Annotated in this window: 13 protein-coding genes; 6 read left to right on the top strand and 7 right to left on the bottom strand. The window is 73.0% G+C overall.

Annotated elements, in window-relative coordinates; genetic code table 11:
• Positions 1-139 precede the first annotated feature (139 nt).
• Positions 140-1,240: a citrate synthase 2 gene (locus AB0C59_RS19125; RefSeq protein ID WP_363005966.1), complete on the bottom strand. Its 1,101-nt coding sequence runs from the start codon at positions 1,238-1,240 to the stop codon at positions 140-142.
• A 422-nt stretch (positions 1,241-1,662) separates the two neighbouring features.
• On the opposite strand from AB0C59_RS19125, the gene pdxH reads away from it, so the two are divergent.
• Positions 1,663-2,301, top strand: a complete 639-nt coding sequence (gene pdxH, locus AB0C59_RS19130; RefSeq protein ID WP_363006106.1) for a pyridoxamine 5'-phosphate oxidase — start codon at positions 1,663-1,665, stop codon at positions 2,299-2,301.
• Positions 2,302-2,548: 247 nt separating this feature from the next.
• On the opposite strand, the gene AB0C59_RS19135 is transcribed toward pdxH, so the two are convergent.
• On the bottom strand, positions 2,549-3,430 hold the full coding sequence (locus AB0C59_RS19135) for an alpha/beta hydrolase (RefSeq protein WP_363005968.1): 882 nt from the start codon (positions 3,428-3,430) through the stop codon (positions 2,549-2,551).
• Positions 3,431-3,881: 451 nt separating this feature from the next.
• The gene (locus tag AB0C59_RS19140; RefSeq protein WP_363005970.1) at positions 3,882-4,574 is read right to left on the bottom strand and encodes a metal-dependent transcriptional regulator; all 693 of its coding nucleotides are present in this window, start codon (positions 4,572-4,574) and stop codon (positions 3,882-3,884) included.
• 189 nt (positions 4,575-4,763) lie between these two features.
• On the opposite strand from AB0C59_RS19140, the gene AB0C59_RS19145 reads away from it, so the two are divergent.
• Positions 4,764-5,570: an SIS domain-containing protein gene (locus AB0C59_RS19145; protein ID WP_363005972.1), complete on the top strand. Its 807-nt coding sequence runs from the start codon at positions 4,764-4,766 to the stop codon at positions 5,568-5,570.
• Positions 5,571-5,744: 174 nt separating this feature from the next.
• Here the strand turns inward: AB0C59_RS19145 and AB0C59_RS19150 are convergent, their stop codons facing one another.
• The 3 genes from AB0C59_RS19150 to AB0C59_RS19160 form a co-directional block, all read right to left on the bottom strand.
• On the bottom strand, positions 5,745-7,118 hold the full coding sequence (locus AB0C59_RS19150; RefSeq protein ID WP_363005974.1) for a PAS domain-containing protein: 1,374 nt from the start codon (positions 7,116-7,118) through the stop codon (positions 5,745-5,747).
• Positions 7,119-7,280: 162 nt separating this feature from the next.
• Positions 7,281-8,924, bottom strand: a complete 1,644-nt coding sequence (locus tag AB0C59_RS19155; RefSeq protein ID WP_363005976.1) for a transporter — start codon at positions 8,922-8,924, stop codon at positions 7,281-7,283.
• Complete coding sequence (locus tag AB0C59_RS19160) at positions 8,921-9,724, bottom strand: ABC transporter ATP-binding protein (protein ID WP_363005978.1); 804 nt, start codon at positions 9,722-9,724, stop codon at positions 8,921-8,923. The genes AB0C59_RS19155 and AB0C59_RS19160 overlap by 4 nt, the downstream gene beginning before the upstream one ends.
• Before the next feature lie 380 nt (positions 9,725-10,104).
• On the opposite strand from AB0C59_RS19160, the gene AB0C59_RS19165 reads away from it, so the two are divergent.
• Together AB0C59_RS19165 and AB0C59_RS19170 are read left to right on the top strand one after the other, a co-directional pair.
• Complete coding sequence (locus AB0C59_RS19165; protein WP_363005980.1) at positions 10,105-10,761, top strand: hypothetical protein; 657 nt, start codon at positions 10,105-10,107, stop codon at positions 10,759-10,761.
• Positions 10,746-11,759, top strand: coding sequence for a hypothetical protein (locus AB0C59_RS19170; RefSeq protein ID WP_363005982.1), 1,014 nt, complete (start codon positions 10,746-10,748; stop codon positions 11,757-11,759). Before AB0C59_RS19165 ends, AB0C59_RS19170 begins: the two co-directional genes overlap by 16 nt.
• 82 nt (positions 11,760-11,841) lie before the next feature.
• Here the strand turns inward: AB0C59_RS19170 and AB0C59_RS19175 are convergent, their stop codons facing one another.
• The gene (locus AB0C59_RS19175) at positions 11,842-12,495 is read right to left on the bottom strand and encodes a bifunctional DNA primase/polymerase (RefSeq protein ID WP_363005984.1); all 654 of its coding nucleotides are present in this window, start codon (positions 12,493-12,495) and stop codon (positions 11,842-11,844) included.
• A gap of 485 nt (positions 12,496-12,980) precedes the next feature.
• Between AB0C59_RS19175 and AB0C59_RS19180 the strand changes: the two genes are divergently transcribed.
• Complete coding sequence (locus tag AB0C59_RS19180) at positions 12,981-14,366, top strand: transcriptional regulator (protein ID WP_363005986.1); 1,386 nt, start codon at positions 12,981-12,983, stop codon at positions 14,364-14,366.
• 197 nt (positions 14,367-14,563) lie between these two features.
• Positions 14,564-16,042 (top strand): hypothetical protein, encoded by a 1,479-nt coding sequence (locus AB0C59_RS19185; RefSeq protein ID WP_363005988.1) that lies wholly within the window; start codon positions 14,564-14,566, stop codon positions 16,040-16,042.
• Positions 16,043-16,102 lie beyond the last annotated feature (60 nt).

The following is a 16,102-nucleotide window of genomic DNA, read 5'->3' on the forward strand; positions in this document are numbered from 1 at the left end:
GGAACTGCGCGGTCAACCACGACGAACCCGCAGCTCCCCGCGCTCCGCAAGGGGCACCCCCTAAGGGGCGCGGGGAACTGCGCGACCAGCCACGACGGACCCGCAGGTCCCCAGATCCCCGCGCCCGCGAGGAAGGGGCTCAGGCCCCGATACCCCCGTACCCCTCGATCTCCCGCACCCCCCGAGCCGCCGGCCCGACATACCGCGCGGACGGCCGCACCAACCGCCCCGTCCGCTTCTGCTCCAGGATGTGCGCCGACCACCCCGCCGTACGCGCGCACGTGAACATCGACGTGAACATGTGCGCCGGCACCTCCGCGAAGTCCAGGATGATCGCCGCCCAGAACTCCACGTTCGTGGCGAGCACCCGGTCCGGACGCCGGCTGTGCAGCTCCTCCAGCGCCGCCTTCTCCAGCGCCTCCGCGATCTCGAACCGCGGAGCCCCCAGCTCACGCGCCGTACGCCGCAGCACCCGCGCCCGCGGATCCTCCGCCCGGTACACCCGGTGGCCGAAGCCCATGAGCCGCTCACCCTGGTCCAGCGCCCGCTTCACGTACGCTTCCGCGTCCCCGGTGCGCTCGATCTCCTCGATCATGCCCAGCACCCGCGAGGGCGCACCGCCGTGCAGCGGCCCGGACATGGCGCCCACCGCCCCCGACAGCGCCGCCGCCACGTCCGCCCCGGTGGAGGCGATGACCCGCGCCGTGAAGGTGGACGCGTTCATGCCGTGCTCGGCGGCCGACGTCCAGTAGGCGTCCACGGCCGCGACGTGCTTCGGGTCCGGCTCACCCCGCCAGCGGATCATGAACCGCTCCACAATGGAGTGCGCCTTGTCGATCTCCCGCTGCGGCACCATCGGCAGCCCCTGCCCGCGGGCCGACTGGGCGACGTAGGACAGCGCCATGACGGCGGCGCGCGCCAGGTCCTCGCGGGCCTGCTCGGCGTCGATGTCCAGCAGCGGCTTCAGGCCCCACACCGGCGCGAGCATGGCGAGTGCCGACTGCACGTCCACGCGGATGTCACCCGAGTGGACCGGGATCGGGAACGGCTCGGCGGGCGGCAGCCCGGGGTTGAAGGCGCCGTCGACGAGCAGCCCCCAGACGTTGCCGAAGGAGACATGGCCCACCAGTTCCTCGATGTCGACGCCCCGGTACCGCAGAGCGCCGCCCTCCTTGTCCGGCTCGGCGATCTCCGTCTCGAACGCTACGACTCCTTCGAGCCCGGGTACGAAATCGGACATCAGGCGGCTCCTCGTGATGTGTGAAGTGTGCGGCGGATGTGGTCTGTGGGATTCCCGCCGGCCCCGTCCACGGGCCGGTTCTGGTGCAGGACTCGTGGTCCGTCGCGTCACCCGGGTGATGCCCCGATCGATCGGGGCTCATCCACCCGGGCCCGCATCTGCACGATATCCCCGAGTGCCACCTTTGGGGAGAGGTTGCGGCACTCAGTGCCACTCAGTGACGTACCGCGCCCGCCCGAAGTGCCCGTGGTGTACGGCAAGATGACGACGTGACCGACCGCTTCCCGGACGAACCCGCCCCCGAGAGTCCCGCCCCGCCCCCGGCCCCCGTGTCCGGCCCCGGCGCGGAGCCGGATATCGAACTCATTGTCGAACGTGCGGCCCGGGGCCCGGCCGAGGACCTGGCCCACGACCCCGCCGAGATGCGGGCGCACTACCGCGCCGAGGGGCTGGACGAGGCGTCGCTCGCCGCCCACCCGATGGACCAGTTCGCCGACTGGTTCAAGCAGGCGGCCCAGGCCTCCCTGGCCGGGATGATCTACGAGCCGAACGCCATGGTGGTCTCCACGGCGGACCGGGAGGGCCGGCCCAGCTCCCGTACGGTCCTGCTGAAGCAGTACGACGGCCAGGGCTTCGTCTTCTACACCAACTACGACTCCCGCAAGGCCCGGGAGCTGGAGGAGAACCCGCAGGTCGCGCTGCTGTTCCCCTGGCATCCGATGGCCCGCCAGGTGATCGTCGCGGGTGTCGTCCGCCGGACCGGTCGCGACGAGACGGCCGCCTACTTCCGCAGCCGCCCCCACGGCTCCCAGCTCGGCGCCTGGGCCAGCGCCCAGTCCTCGGTCATCCACTCCCGCGCCGAGCTCGAACGCGCCTACGAGGAGCTGAGCGCGCGCTACCCCGAGGGATCGCAGGTCCCGGTGCCGCCGCACTGGGGCGGCTTCCGTGTCGTCCCGCGCACGGTCGAGTTCTGGCAGGGTCGCGAGAACCGCCTGCACGACCGACTCCGCTATGTCGCGGGGCCGGACGGCACCTGGCGGGTGGAGCGCCTGAGCCCCTGAGGGCCGCGCACACGCAGACGACCCGCGAGTCCAGGTCCTCCGCCTGACGGCGGGGGAGCCGGCCGGACGTGCCGGCGGACTCGCGGGTCGGGTGACTGCTCGGGATTGGGCCGGCTGCGCCGGCACCGCACTCGGTGGGGTGTCGGGCCGCTAGCCCGCAGCCACCTCACGCGTCCGGTTTCCATACATCTGCCGAACCACCTCCCTTCTCGTGTACTCCACACCCTAGGAACGTCCCGGCACCCGATCAACCGGTTTTTTCCGAGCCGGGGTGGGCGAGCACGTCCTGGAGGAACGGTCCGATCGCCGCCCGCCAGGCCTCCGGCTGGTCGTAGTGGACGAGGTGGCCGGCGTCGGCGACCTCGGCGTACCGGCCGTGCGGCAGGACGCGCACCATCTCCTGGGCCTCCGCCCGGCCCAGCTCCCCGTCCAGGCCGCGCACCACCAGGGCGGGGCAGCGCACCTGCGCCAGCTCCTCCCAGTGCGCGTCGTGGACCCAGGTCTGGCGGGACCTCAGCATCTGCTCCGGTTCGAAGACGGGCCGCCAGCCGTCCTTGGACTCGGCCATCACCTCGGCGTAGAACGCGCCACGGGCCGGATTCGGCCGCTCCACCCAGGGGTCGTCCTCGCCGAACCACTTCCGTACGTCGGCGAGCGCGGCGAAGGGCAGGGGCCAGGACCGGAACCAGTCCTCCCACTCGCGCTGCGAGGCGGCGCCGAGCGGGGACGCCCGCATGTCGCAGATGACGAGCCCGCTCACCAGGTCGGGACGCTTGGCGGCGAGCTGCCAGGCGGTCAGCGCGCCCATGGCGTGACCGACGAGCACCGCCGGGGCGAGGCCGAGCTGCTCCAGGGCGGCCTCGGCGTCGTCGACGTAGGCCTCCCGCGTGTAGGCGCCCTCGGCGGGCTTGTCGCTCTGGCCGTGCCCGCGCTGGTCCAGGGCGACGGCGCGGTGCCGCTCGGAGAGCCAGCGGGCCGTGGCGGCCCAGTGGGAGGCGCGTCCCATGAGGCCGTGCAGTAACAGGACGCCCGGTGCGCCCTCGTGCTCAGCGTTCTTGGGAGGGTCGGCGAACTCCCACGCGGCGAGGTGTACGCCGCCTGCCCCGATCACGTCGATGCGCCGCACCATCGTCCTGGCACCCCCCTGCTCCGCATGCCGCTGTCGTTCCGCTGCCTGTGCTGGTTTCGCCTCGACGGTATCGAATGACTATTCGAAAATGGCCTTTCTCGGGACAACACCCCACCTTCGAGTGACCTTCCTCCAGGATTGGCGGCCGCGTCCGTGGGGAGATCTTCAGCGGGAGGCGGACCGCTCGGGGAAAGACGGTCCGAGGGGAGCGACCCTGGGAGCTCGGGGCTCCGGGTCGCAACTGGGGAGGACAGGCCCCGGCGCCCAAGGTGCCGGGGCTCTCACCCTGTCTGCGGCACATCTCCCACCCTCTCTTCGGCGGGGTGACATCGCTGTCAGCCCTCGGCCAGGAGCCGTCCGGTCATATGCCTCCGGGCACAGCCTCGCACGCGAACCGCGTGGTCCGCTGCGCTTCGGCAGACTGGATCTTGTTCCGGCCCGGGGCGGCGGGCTACCTCTTGGCCACGAACACGTGCGAGGCGACCTCCGCCTCCAGCTCCGCCGCCTCACCCCCGCTCCCCACCAGCACCCCGCCCGCCGACTCCGTCACGCTGACGACCGACCCGGGCTGCACCCCGGCCCGCCGCAGCGTGTACATCAGCTGCGCGTCCGTCTGGATGGGCTCGCCGATCCGCCGCACGATCACCGTCTTGCCGTCCGTCCCCGCGTCCAGCTCGGCCAGCGACACCATGCCCTCGTCCAGGAACGGGTCCGCGCCGTCCTTCTCGCCCAGCTCCTCCAGGCCCGGGATGGGGTTCCCGTACGGCGACTCGGTGGGGTGGCGCAGCAGCTCCAGCACACGGCGCTCGACCGCTTCGCTCATCACGTGCTCCCAGCGGCAGGCCTCCGCGTGCACCTGCTCCCACTCCAGGCCGATCACATCGACCAGCAGGCACTCGGCCAGGCGGTGCTTGCGCATCACACGGGTGGCCAGGCGGCGGCCCTCGTCCGTCAGCTCCAGATGGCGGTCCGCGGCGACCGACACCAGGCCGTCACGCTCCATCCGCGCCACCGTCTGGCTCACCGTCGGCCCGCTCTGGTCGAGCCGCTCCGCGATCCGGGCGCGCATGGGGACCACGCCTTCCTCTTCCAGTTCGAGGATGGTGCGGAGATACATCTCCGTGGTGTCGATCAGTCCGGACATACGTGCCCCTCGATTGAGATTGCCGAAGGCTCGACGGCCCACCGGCGTGTGCGCTGGCCCTGCCACCAATTCTGACGCATGCGACTGACAACCGGGGAGTGACGCCGCCCCGCCCCACTGGTCCAGACCGCGTCCCGCACCGTAACGTGATCGCCTGTCACCCCGACCCCGCGAAGGGACATCGCAGGCATGAGCGAGGAGTCGAACCGGGCGCGGCACGGCGCCGGTGGGCCGGGAGCGGCGTCGGGCGACCTCGCCGGGCGCTTCCTCGACGCGGCGATCGGGCTGCTGCGGCGGGTGCGGGACGAGGACGCGGGGCCGATCGCGGAGGCCGGGACCCTGATCGCGGACACCGTCGCCGACGGCGGCCGGCTGTTCGCCTTCGGCGCCGGGCACTCCTCCCTGGCCGCCCAGGACCTCGTCTACCGCGCGGGCGGCCTCGCCCTGATGAACCTTCTCGCGGTCCCCGGCGTGGTCGGCGTCGACGTCATGCCCGCGACCCTCGGTTCCGCGCTGGAACGGGTCGACGGACTGGCCTCGGCGGTCCTGGACTCCAGCCCGCTCGGCTCCGGCGACCTGCTGGTGGTCGTCTCCCTGTCGGGCCGCAACGCGCTCCCCGTGGAGATGGCGATGAAGGCCCGCGAGCGCGGGGTCAAGGTCATCGGCGTGACCTCGGTGGCCTACGCCGCGCAGACCGGGCCGCGGCACGCCTCCGGTACCTATCTCAAGGACCACTGCGACGTCGTCCTCGACTCCAAGATCGCGGTCGGTGACGCGGAGCTCCGGCTGGAGGCCGTCCCGGCCCCGTTCGCCCCGGCCTCCACCGTCGTCACCACGGCCCTGCTCCAGGCGGTGATGGCGACCGCTGCGGGGGTCCTCGCGGACCGCGGTGTCGAACCGCCGCTGCTCAGGTCGGGCAATGTCGACGGGGGCCACGAGTGGAACACCCGGGTGATGCGCGCGTACGGCGACCGCATCTTCTACCACCACCCGTAGCACCGGCCCCGCCCCGGCATCGCGGTTCACCGCGCGTGTCGTTCGTCTGCGGGTGCGTCGTGGCCGGTCGCGCAGTTCCCCGCGCCCCTGGGGGGGTGCCCCTTGCGGAGCGTGGGGACCTGCGGCGGCGTCGTGGCTGGTCGCGCAGTTTCTCGCGCCCCTTCGGGGCGCACGCTACGTCGTACCGGCCAGGTCCAGGGCGGTGGCGATGCGTGCGGCGACGTCCTCCGCGTACACCGCGTCCGCGCGTTCGAACCGGCTGCGGCCGGCCCCGCGCAGGAACGTCACCACGCCCAGCGTCCGGCCCCGGCTGCGCAGCACCGTGCACAGGGCGTGCACCGCGTCGGCGGGCCACTGCCGGGACAGCGCCCACTCGCTCGCCCGCTCCGCGCCCAGCTCGCCCGCCCCGGCCCGGACCGACCCGACGCGGGCCACGCATTGGAGGGCCGGATGCCCCTCGGCGTACCGCACCGGCAGGCCCGCCTTCCCGGCGAGCATGCTGGGTCCCGGCGCGCCGGACGGCGTCTCGACGGCCCGTACCAGCCGTACCGGACCCTCCCCGTCCGCCGGCGGTTCGCCCGCCACCCGGTCGATCAGGGCGTGGTCGGCGAACCCGGCCAGCGCGAAGTCGAGATGGACGGTGGCCGCCTCGCCGGGGTCCTCGCACTCGGCCGCCGCCCGTGCCGCGCGGTGCAGCTGGTTGGAGCGGAAGCGCAGCAGCGCCGCGTCCTGCTCCGCCTGCTTGGCCTCGGTGACGTCCTGGAACAGCCAGCCCACCCCGAGAGGGACCGGCTCCTCCGCGAGCGGGGAGGACAGCCGCAGGAACCCGCTGCGCCAGCACCGCCGCCGTACGCCCTCGGCGGACCGCACGCACACCCACAGCTCGGCGGGGGCCGGCGGGGCGCCCTCGGCGAGCACATGGGTCAGCGCGCTCTCCAGCTCCTCCACGCCCTGCGACAGCAGGTCCCCCAGCGGCCGCCCGAGCAGCGCCGTGCGCCCGGTGCCGAGGGCGCGGGCGGCGTAGGCGTTGACGACGGCCGGCCGCAGATCCGCGTCGACCAGCATCACGCCCCAGCTCGCGTCCTCGAACAGGGCCTCGCTCAGCGCGATCGAGCGCTCCAGGTCCATCTGGGCGTGGACCTCGCCGAAGGCGCAGTACACTCCGGCCGGCGCCCCGTCGGCCCCGCGCACGGCGGCGGACTGGGTACGCACGAGGACGCGCCCGCCCTCCTTGGTCACCAGCGCGAACTCGTGCACCTGCCGCCCGCGCACGCCCATCGCCGACATCAGCCGCGCCTCGACCTCCGCCGCGTCGGCCGGCCGCACCGCCCAGTCGGCGAAGCCGCGCCGCCCGACGGCCTCGGCCGCGGACCAGCCGAGGATCCGCTCCGCCTCCCGGTTCCAGTGGGTGACGACCCCGGCGGAGTCGAAGGCGCACAGCGCCGCGTCCATGCCGTCCAGCAGCGCGGCGAGAAGATCCGCGCCGTCGCGGTCGGGCTCGTCGGGCCCGATCTCGTCCGTCGTCCCCCTAGGCCGGGAAGCACTCACCTGGACCCCCTGCAGGCTGCCGCGTCCGCGTGTGCAGCGCGTTCGTCCGCTCACTCGTCTTCATTCAACTGGAACGTGACCCAGCCCACATCGGGTTCGGGAAAGTTTTGCGGTCCCGGATCCCCCGCACGGCGGCGGCCGGATCCGGGCCGGTGGCGGCGGTCAGCCCTTGCTGACCGCCGCCAGGATCTCGGGCAGGCGCCGCGCCGTGACCGGTGCCGCGAGCCGCAGGCCGAGTTCGACGATCAGCGCCCCGTACACCGCGCCCGCCGGCAGCAGCGTCCAGGTCCACCGCTCCCCGCCCGAGGCGACGTTCATCCAGACGGCCGCCGCGATCACGGGCGCGCACAGCACGGCGGAGGAGACCATGCCGCCCATGAGGGCGATCCAGGCGAGGCCCGCCTGCCCGGGCGCCACGTTCCTGCGCCCCTCCGGCGGGATGGAGTACGGGAAGCGGGCCGAGGCGACGGCGCCGGCCGCCACCAGCGCGCCCAGCAGCGCGACGGACAGTCCGAGCACCTCGGGCAGCTTGGACCAGGCGCCGAGCAGCGCGGTCGTCACGGTGGCGGCGAGGGCGCTGTAGGGCAGGGTGATGAGCAGCACGGCCAGCGCCCGGCCGCGCAGTTCGGCAGAGGCGTCCCGCGAGGTGGAGACCGTCGTCGCGACCATCCAGAACGCGGACGTGTCCTGGCCGAACTGGTTGAACATCTGGACGCCGAGCATCCCGGCCGCGAAACAGGCGAAGTAGACGGAGCCGGTGCCCTGGAGGGCGTTGAAGACCGGGATGATCAGTCCGATCGCGAGCGAGGTCACCCACGCCGCCCTGGTCTTGGGGTCGCGCCACACATAGCGCAGGCTGCGCTCCATCACGGTGCCGGTGCGGCCGGCCGGCAGCAGCCGGGACAGCCCCGACCCGGTGCCGCGCTCCCGGGCGCCCGGTTCGGCGGCGCCCAGCGTGGACTGGTCGGGCGAGGTCATCAGCCTCGTCAGGGTGCGCGACCACAGGGCCAGCAGGGCCGCCAGAGCGGCGGCGCTGAGCGCGAGTTGGGCGGCGGCTGCGCCGTAGGAGCCGCGGCTCGCGGAGTCCACGGCGCCGATCGCGGAGGCGGGCGGCACCCAGCGCAGCACCTCGCCCACCGGGTCGAGCGTGGCCAGGCCGCCGGACGAACCCAGCCGCTGGAGACCGAAGTTGACGACCTGCACGCCGACCGCGATGACGAGTCCGCTCAGTACGGCCAGGTCGCGGCCCTTGCGGCTGGTCAGCAGCCGGATGTTGGCGGCGGCCACGGCCCGGGCCAGCGCCACGCAGACGAGCAGCGCCAGGGCGACGCCGATGACGGCGACGACGTAGGCGAGGGCCCCGTGCGCCTGGGAGACGACCGAACCGGTGAACAGGCAGAGCGTGAACAGGGGGCCGATGCCGACCAGGGAGGCCGCCAGCAGCGCCCGCACCAGCGGCTGGGGGCGCAGCGGGAGCATCACCAGGCGGGTCGGGTCGAGCGTCTCGTCGCCGCTCGGGAAGAACAGCGGCATCACCGCCCAGCCGAGCGCGAGGACCTCGACCAGCAGCACCGCGACGGTGGGGGCGTGCGCGTTGCCGCGCAGCGCGATCAGGCCGATCAGCTGGAGCGCGGCGACCAGGAGCACCAGGACGACGGAGGCCACATAGGCGGCCCGCCGCCCGGCGGACTGCCGCAGCCCGTTGCGCAGCAGCGACAGCTTGAGTCGTACGACGGTCGCGGTGAGGGCCGCGGGGCGTGCCGCGCTCACGGCGGTCGCGGGGGTCGCGGTGGGCGCGGTGCTCATCGGGCGCCGCCCCCGAGCCAGTCGAGATCGGTGCTCGCGGCACGGCCGTTCGCGCCGACCAGTTCGAGGAACGCCTGCTGGAGGGTGGGCGCCGTGCCGCGCACCTCGGCGAGCGGGCCATGGGCGCGGATGCGTCCCGCGGCCATGACCGCCACCCAGTCGCACAGCGATTCCACGAGTTCCATGACGTGGGAGGAGAACACCACGGTGGCGCCCGAGGCGGTGTAGCGCTCCAGGACGCCGCGGATGGTCTGCGCGGACACCGGGTCCACGCCCTCGAACGGCTCGTCGAGGAACACCACTTCGGGGTTGTGCAGCAGGGCGGCGGCGAGACCGATCTTCTTGCGCATGCCGGTCGAGTAGTCCACCACGAGCTTGTGCTGGGACCCGGCCAGGTCCAGGACGTCCAGGAGCTGGGTGGCGCGCTTGTCGACCTCGGCGCCGGGAAGCCCCCGCAGGCGCCCGGTGTAGGCGAGGAGTTCGCGCCCGGACAGCCGCTCGAACAGGCGCAGCCCCTCCGGCAGGACGCCGATGCGGGCCTTCACCTCGACCGGATCCCGCCACACGTCGTGCCCCACGACCTCCACGCTGCCCTGGTCGGGTCTCAGCAGGCCGGTGATCATCGACAGGGTGGTGGTCTTCCCCGCCCCGTTCGGCCCGACCAGCCCGATGAACCGGCCCGCGGGAAGCTCCAGATCGATGCCGCCGACGGCGACCTGCTCCCCGAACCGCTTCCAGAGCCCTTGCACTCGTACAGCCACCCGTACGGCAGGCATGCCCGCCTCAGCCCTCTCGGTCATATGAGCACCCTAGGGCCTGTCTGACCATTCCTGCCTGCCGCGCGGCGTCTGGCACGCGCGCTCGCGGCGTTGCCGAAACGCCCGCGTGGCTCCGCCACGAGGGCGCTCCGGCGCCTTGCGATCGCACGCACCAGACGCCGCGCGGCCCGCCCTTCGGGCGGACGACAGGAATGGTCAGACAGGCCCTAGACCTGCGATCGCCTGACGGACGTGGGGGCGACCTGCCCCGGGGTGTCACGAGAGGGGCGCTTTGGCGGCCCGTGACTCGCCCTGGTGTCCCGTGAGTTGTCGCGCATTTGTTGCGGGCGACTGCTCGCGTCCGCAACTAAAGTCGTAACGTACGAACGTTCGTGGTGCCGAAGACAACGGGAGAAGCACACGTGACCACCCGCACACTGACCGCTGCGGCCGTACTGGTCGCCGCATCGGCCATGCTGCTCACCGCGTGCGGCGGCGGCAACACGTCGCCCGATGCGATCAAGGGCGCGGAGACCGGGAACCCGACCTCGGGCACGCCGAGCGGCCCGGCGACGACGGGGGCGCCGCGAGGAGCGGGTGCACCCGACTTCGCCCTTCCCTCGGACGTCAAGGTCCAGCTGGAGGGCTTCACGAACTCCGACCCCGACAAGGGCCCGGTGCTGCGCGACACGTCCTACGCGATCACGGCGATCCTGGAGGCGGAGGTGAAGGGGAGTGGCAACACGCCGAACTTCACCCGGTTCTGGACCGGCCTGAAGGGTGCCGAGTACGCGGACACCCTCAACAAGTGGGCGAAGAGCGGGATGAGTGTCACCGGTACGTACCACTACTACGAACCGGCGGTGCGGGTCGCGAACGGGACCGCTACCGTCACGTACTGCGAGGACCAGCGCAAGGGTTACGCGAAGGTCCGCAAGACGGGGCAGGTCAAGGTGACGACCCCGTCCGCGAAGGACTTCACCCAGTGGTCGCTGGGACTCGCGAAGGCCGAGAACGGCGAATGGCACGTGGTCGACTACAAGACTCTCCAGGGGGCGAAGGCATGCCAGGTCGGCTGAACAGATCACTGCTTCGAGGGGTCGCCGCGTCCGGCGTGTGCGCCGGACTGCTTCTGTCGTCCTCCGCCGCGGCGACCGCCTCCAACGGCGTACCGACGGATCCCGGGTCCTCCTCCACGACCCCGACGAGCAGCGACGGCAGGATCACCTCCCAGGTGTCGGTGACCTCCCACGGCGCCGGCGGCGACGCGCGGCCGGTCACCTCCTCGGACGTCAACTGGACCGCACCTCCGTGCTGGTACGAACCGGCCTTCACGCCGGACCAGTTCAAGGACTACCTGCAGAACCAGTACGAGACGGCGGGCAAGGCGAACGCGAGCACCGTCTACAACTACTACAACCAGGTCCAGTCGGACATGAACAAGATCCACTACCACAAGGGCGACGACGGCAAGTGGTGGATGCTGGTCGACAACAAGTACCTGCCGCCCGCGCAGGTCGGGACGTGTGAGCTCTCGCCGTCCTGGGCGTGGGTCGACCCGGCGAACCCGGCTCCCGCCCAGGGGGTCACGCCCGAGATGCTTTCCCAGATCGCCTACGGCGCGACCAAGCTGCCCTCGCGCACGGTGACGCTCAGCCCGGCCGCCGACAAGCAGAAGGTGAACGTCCCGACCCGTGTCGCGTTCACCGACGCGATCGAACCGGTTTGGGTGACCGCCCAGTTGGCCTCGGCGAACATCGCCGCGACCGTGGTCGCCCGCCCGGACTCGCTGCGCGTCGACGCCCAGACCCAGTACGCCGACCCGCAGTCGTGCACCTACAAGTTCACGACCTCGGGCGGCGGTTACCAGGTCGACAGCTCGCACAGCGACTGCAACGTGACGTACCGCAAGTCCTCCGGCTCCGGTACGTACAAGCTGACGGCCCGGATCACCTGGAAGGTCACCTGGAACCCCACGGCCGGCCCGAACGGTCCGAACGCCAAGCCGCTGCCCGACGGCTTCTCCGACTCCGATCAGGACGTGACGGTCAAGGAGATCCAGTCGGTCGTCCAGTGAGCCGTCGGCGTCCTCGCGACGTCCTGGGAGCGGAGCCGTGGCCGACCGGCCACGGCTCCGCGCCTTCTCACCGCCGGGTGCCTCAGCGGTCCCTGCCGCACGCGTAGGACAGGGAGGAGACCAGCTCCTCCGCGTCCGGCAGCCAGCGGTTGGCGGGTGTGGGGCGGCGGACCCACTGGACCGCGCCCCGGGAGCCGAAGCGGGTGGGCGGCGCCGCCACGTACGCGCCCTCGCCCAGCGTGGTGAGGTCGAGCGCGGCCGGGGACCAGCCCAGGCCGCGCACCAGGTCGGGCACCTTGGCCGACGTGCCGGGCAGCACGAGGAAGAGCATGCGCCGGTCCGGTGTCACCGTCACCGGCCCGGGCGTCAGCTCCATCCGCTCCATGCGGGCCAGCGCGAGGAAGCCGGCGCTCTCCGGCACGTCGAGGGCGTCGAAGGCGCGCCCCGTGGGCAGCAGGACCGACGCGTTCGGCTGCCGGGCCCACAGGCGGCGCGTCACGGTCGCGCTGCCGGTCGCCCGGCTCGCCCAGTCCTCGCCCGCCGGATGCGCGCCGGGCAGCGGGCACGCGCGCTGTCCGCAGGAGCAGTGGAGCATCCCGTCGGCGGCCTCCAGCCAGGTCCCGGGAACCACGTCCCAGTGGCGCTCCTCGATGTAGCGCACGGCCGAATCCAGGAAGGATGCGCCGCGCTGCTTCGGGATGGGGGCGGTCTCGGGGCCCGCGATGGTCTCTTCCACGATGAACTCAACTCCGGCCGTCACCACGGGTTACGCCGCTGCGCGCGGCGCTTTACCCGGTCCCGGAGCCGGTTTTCGCGGTTGCCCCCTTCGTCCCGTCCTCGTCCCGCCTTCGTCCCGTCCGCGACTCCCGTGTCCTGCGCGGGGGTATCGGTCCGGCGGGCGGGGCGCACGGGTGCACAGCCGGGGGCGCGCACGGGGAACGGCAGCGGGGGCCGGGTAGTCATGTGGGGGTGTGCGCGGCCACGGCCGGGGCGGTGCGGACGTGCGGGATCCGGCAATCCTCGCATGTCCCGCATGAGGGGTATGTCCACTGGGCATCGATCTTCACACGTCACCGCTGACGTCACGGCAACGCCGAGGACACATCGACTCCGAAGCACGTCAACTCCGAAGGCACGGTGCGTGCGCAGGCACCGCAGGCATACGGCTCGCGAGCCGACGGGGCACCGTCGGCGAGCGCGCCATGAAGCAGGGGGTACGCCATGGCCGCGAGGCCACTTGTCGCGCGACAGCCGAACGAACGGCTGCAGGCGCTCATTCAGGAAGCGGGCTGCTCGAACGCGGGACTGGCCCGCCGGGTCAACATGTGCGGCGCGGAACACGGACTCGACCTGCGCTACGACAAGACGTCGGTGGCGCGCTGGCTGCGCGGACAGCAGCCGAGGGGGCGGGCGCCGGCGATCATCGCCGAAGCGCTCGGGCGCAAGCTCGGGCGGACGGTCACGATCGACGAGATCGGCATGGCCAACGGCAAGAACCTCGCCTCGGGAGTGGGGCTCCAGTTCTCGCCGACGGTGCTCGGGGCCATCGAGCAGGTCTGCGAGCTGTGGCGCAGCGACGTCGGACGCCGGGACTTCCTGTCCGGCTCCTCGGTCGCCGCCTCGGCCCTGGTCGAGCCCAGCCGCGACTGGCTGATCTCGGGCCCGGACGCCCAGGTGGCGCGCTCGGCGGGGCCGCGGGTCGGGCCCTCCGACGTGGCGGCGGTCCGGGCGATGACCGGGGCGCTGTGCGACCTCGACCACCAGTTCGGCAGCGGGCATGTGCGGCCGGTCGTCGTGCACTACCTCAACAGCGTCGTGTCCGGGCTGCTGGCGGGCTCGTACCGGGACGTGGTGGGCCGCGAACTGTTCGCCGCCGTCGCGCGGTTGACCGAGCTGGCCGGGTACATGGCCATCGACACCGGCCAGCCCGGCCTCGCCCAGCGGTACTACATCCAGGCGCTGCGGCTGGCCCAGGCGGCGGGCGACCGCGCGTACGGCGGCTATGTGCTCGCCGCCTCCATGAGCCATCTCGCCGCCCAGCTCGGAAACCCGCGCGAGATCGCCCAGTTGGCGCGGGCGGCCCAGGAGGGCGCACGAGGGCGGGCGACACCGCGCGCGGAGGCGATGTTCCACGCGGCCGAGGCGCGGGGCCACGCGCTGCTGGGCGACGCGCGGGCCGCCCAGTTCGCCTCGGGGCGCGCGGTCGCGGCGCTGGAGGCCGCCGACGAGGCCAGCGGGGACGACCCCGCGTGGATCGCGCACTTCGACCAGGCGTATCTGGCGGACGAGCTGGCCCACTGCCACCGCGACCTCGGGCAGGCCGAGGCGGCGGCGCGCTGCGCCGAGGAGTCCCTCGCCGGGCACCCCGAGTCCCGGGTCAGGCGCCGGGCGATCGGCTATGTGCTGCTCGCCACCGCGCAGGTGCAGCAGCGCGAGGTGGAGCAGGCCTGCCACACCGGGCTGAAGGCCGTGGAGCTCCTCGGCACGCTGCGGTCCCAGCGTGGCTCCGAGTATCTGGAGGACTTCCAGCAGCGCCTGGAGCCGTACCGGGAGGAGTCGGTGGTGAGGGAGTTCGGCGCGCGCCTTGACCTGTCCGCGGCGGCATAGCCGGTGAAGGAGTGGTGAACGGTCGGTGAGCGGAGGAAGAAGGGGGTGAGGGCGGCATAAACAGCGCCGCGAGCCGGGGTTTTGTTACGACCGTCACACGGGGGCGAGGTCACGCCCTGTGCTGCATGGCATGGGGCTCCGGGGACCCGGTAGCGTGAGCCGACGATTCCGAAGGTCCCCCATTCGTAGGAGTCCCGGTGACGCAGAGTGGACAGGGCGAGGAGCCCTCGGCGCGACCCGCGCGCGAAGGCATCGTGCTGCCCTCCGACGGGGGTGAGCCCTTGCTGCCCGGCCGTACCGGTGGGGTGAGCGGTGCCGCCTACCCGGCGGGCAACCACGACACGCACTCGGGCACCGCGCCGGCCGGCGGCCAGACCTGGGGCCAGCCCTGGGGTCCCGCACAGCAGGACCAGGCGCCGCCGCCCCCCGCCCAGACCTGGGGCGGCGACACGGGCCAGGGGTGGGCACCTCAGCAGACCCCGGCGCCCCAGCAGCCCCAGCAGCCCCAGCAGTCCTGGGACTCCCCGGACACGCACGCCGGCTGGAGCGGGGCGCAAGGAGCGGGCCAGGGCCAGGGGTATGGCACCGGGGCCCAGCCGCTGCCGCCCGCCGCCGACGAGGGCGCCACCCAGTACATACCGCCGGTCACCGCCGGGCCCGACGAGGGCGCGACGCAGTACCTGCCGCCCGTCCCCTCGGGCCAGGGCACACCCCGGTACACCCCGCCCGCGGGCCCCGGAGCCCTCCCGCCGGAGGCCCCGGCGGACGACGCCACGCGCTACCTCGGACGGGCCGTGGGGCACGGGGCCGCCGCTCCGCTGCCGCCCGCCTCCGACCCCAACGCCGAGGCCACGCAGTACCTGCCCCCGGTGACCGGGCAGTCCGGCCCCGCGCCGTACGGGACCCCCGCGGAGTTCGACAACCTCTTCCGCCACGACGCGGCCGGCCATGGCTCCACCCAGCACCTGCCGCGCGTCGAGGCGCCGCCGCGGGGACCGGGGCGCTACGACGACGGGGGCCACGACGACGCGGGCGGCCGGAGCCGCTCGAAGGTGCCGCTCATAGCCGCCGTCGGGGTGGGCATCGTCGTCCTCGGCATCGGAGCGGGCGCGCTGCTCAGCGGGGGCGGCGGCGGGGGCGATGACAAGAGCGACGCCAGCAGGAACGTCTCTGCCACCGCACCGGCCGCGAAGTCCTCGGGCCCGGCCGCCGCCGATCCGGCTCAGCAGCAGGCCGTCGCGCTCGACAAGCTCCTCGCCGACAGCGGCAACAGCCGGGGCACGGTGATCAGTGCTGTCGCCGACGTCAAGACCTGCCAGAACCTCGGGCAGGCGGCCACGGACCTGCGGAACGCCGCCACGCAGCGGGGGGAGCTCGTGAAGCGGCTCGCGGCGCTCAGCGTCGACAAGCTTCCCGACCACGACGCGCTGACCAACGCCCTCAACAGCGCGTGGCAGGCGTCCGCGTCCGCCGACACGCACTACGCGGCGTGGGCGGACCAGGTCGCGGGCAACAAGAAGGCGTGCCACAAGGGCCACGCGCGCAACACACCGCAGACCGCGGGGGGCAACCGCGCCAGCGGCACGGCCAGCGCCCAGAAGGCCAGGGCGGCCCAGCTGTGGAACGCGATAGCGTCCAAGTACAACCTCACCCCACGCCAACCGACCCAGCTGTAACAGACCCGCCCCCGGCAGGAGCGCCGGGAACCGCGCAAATCCCCACGCGAACCCGCAGCT

It is taken from the genome of Streptomyces sp. NPDC048664, assembly GCF_040650555.1.
Taxonomy (GTDB): Bacteria; Actinomycetota; Actinomycetes; order Streptomycetales; family Streptomycetaceae; genus Streptomyces.

What these genes read in the sequence shown, in the direction of transcription:
- pdxH (WP_363006106.1), top strand. Translation starts at nt 1,663, where the DNA reads ATGCGGGCGCACTACCGCGCCGAGGGGCTGGACGAGGCGTCGCTCGCC.
- AB0C59_RS19135 (WP_363005968.1), bottom strand. Translation starts at nt 3,430, where the DNA reads ATGGTGCGGCGCATCGACGTGATCGGGGCAGGCGGCGTACACCTCGCC.
- AB0C59_RS19145 (WP_363005972.1), top strand. Translation starts at nt 4,764, where the DNA reads ATGAGCGAGGAGTCGAACCGGGCGCGGCACGGCGCCGGTGGGCCGGGA.
- AB0C59_RS19155 (WP_363005976.1), bottom strand. Translation starts at nt 8,924, where the DNA reads ATGAGCACCGCGCCCACCGCGACCCCCGCGACCGCCGTGAGCGCGGCA.
- AB0C59_RS19170 (WP_363005982.1), top strand. Translation starts at nt 10,746, where the DNA reads ATGCCAGGTCGGCTGAACAGATCACTGCTTCGAGGGGTCGCCGCGTCC.
- AB0C59_RS19180 (WP_363005986.1), top strand. Translation starts at nt 12,981, where the DNA reads ATGGCCGCGAGGCCACTTGTCGCGCGACAGCCGAACGAACGGCTGCAG.
- AB0C59_RS19140 (WP_363005970.1), bottom strand. Translation starts at nt 4,574, where the DNA reads ATGTCCGGACTGATCGACACCACGGAGATGTATCTCCGCACCATCCTC.
- AB0C59_RS19160 (WP_363005978.1), bottom strand. Translation starts at nt 9,724, where the DNA reads ATGACCGAGAGGGCTGAGGCGGGCATGCCTGCCGTACGGGTGGCTGTA.
- AB0C59_RS19125 (WP_363005966.1), bottom strand. Translation starts at nt 1,240, where the DNA reads ATGTCCGATTTCGTACCCGGGCTCGAAGGAGTCGTAGCGTTCGAGACG.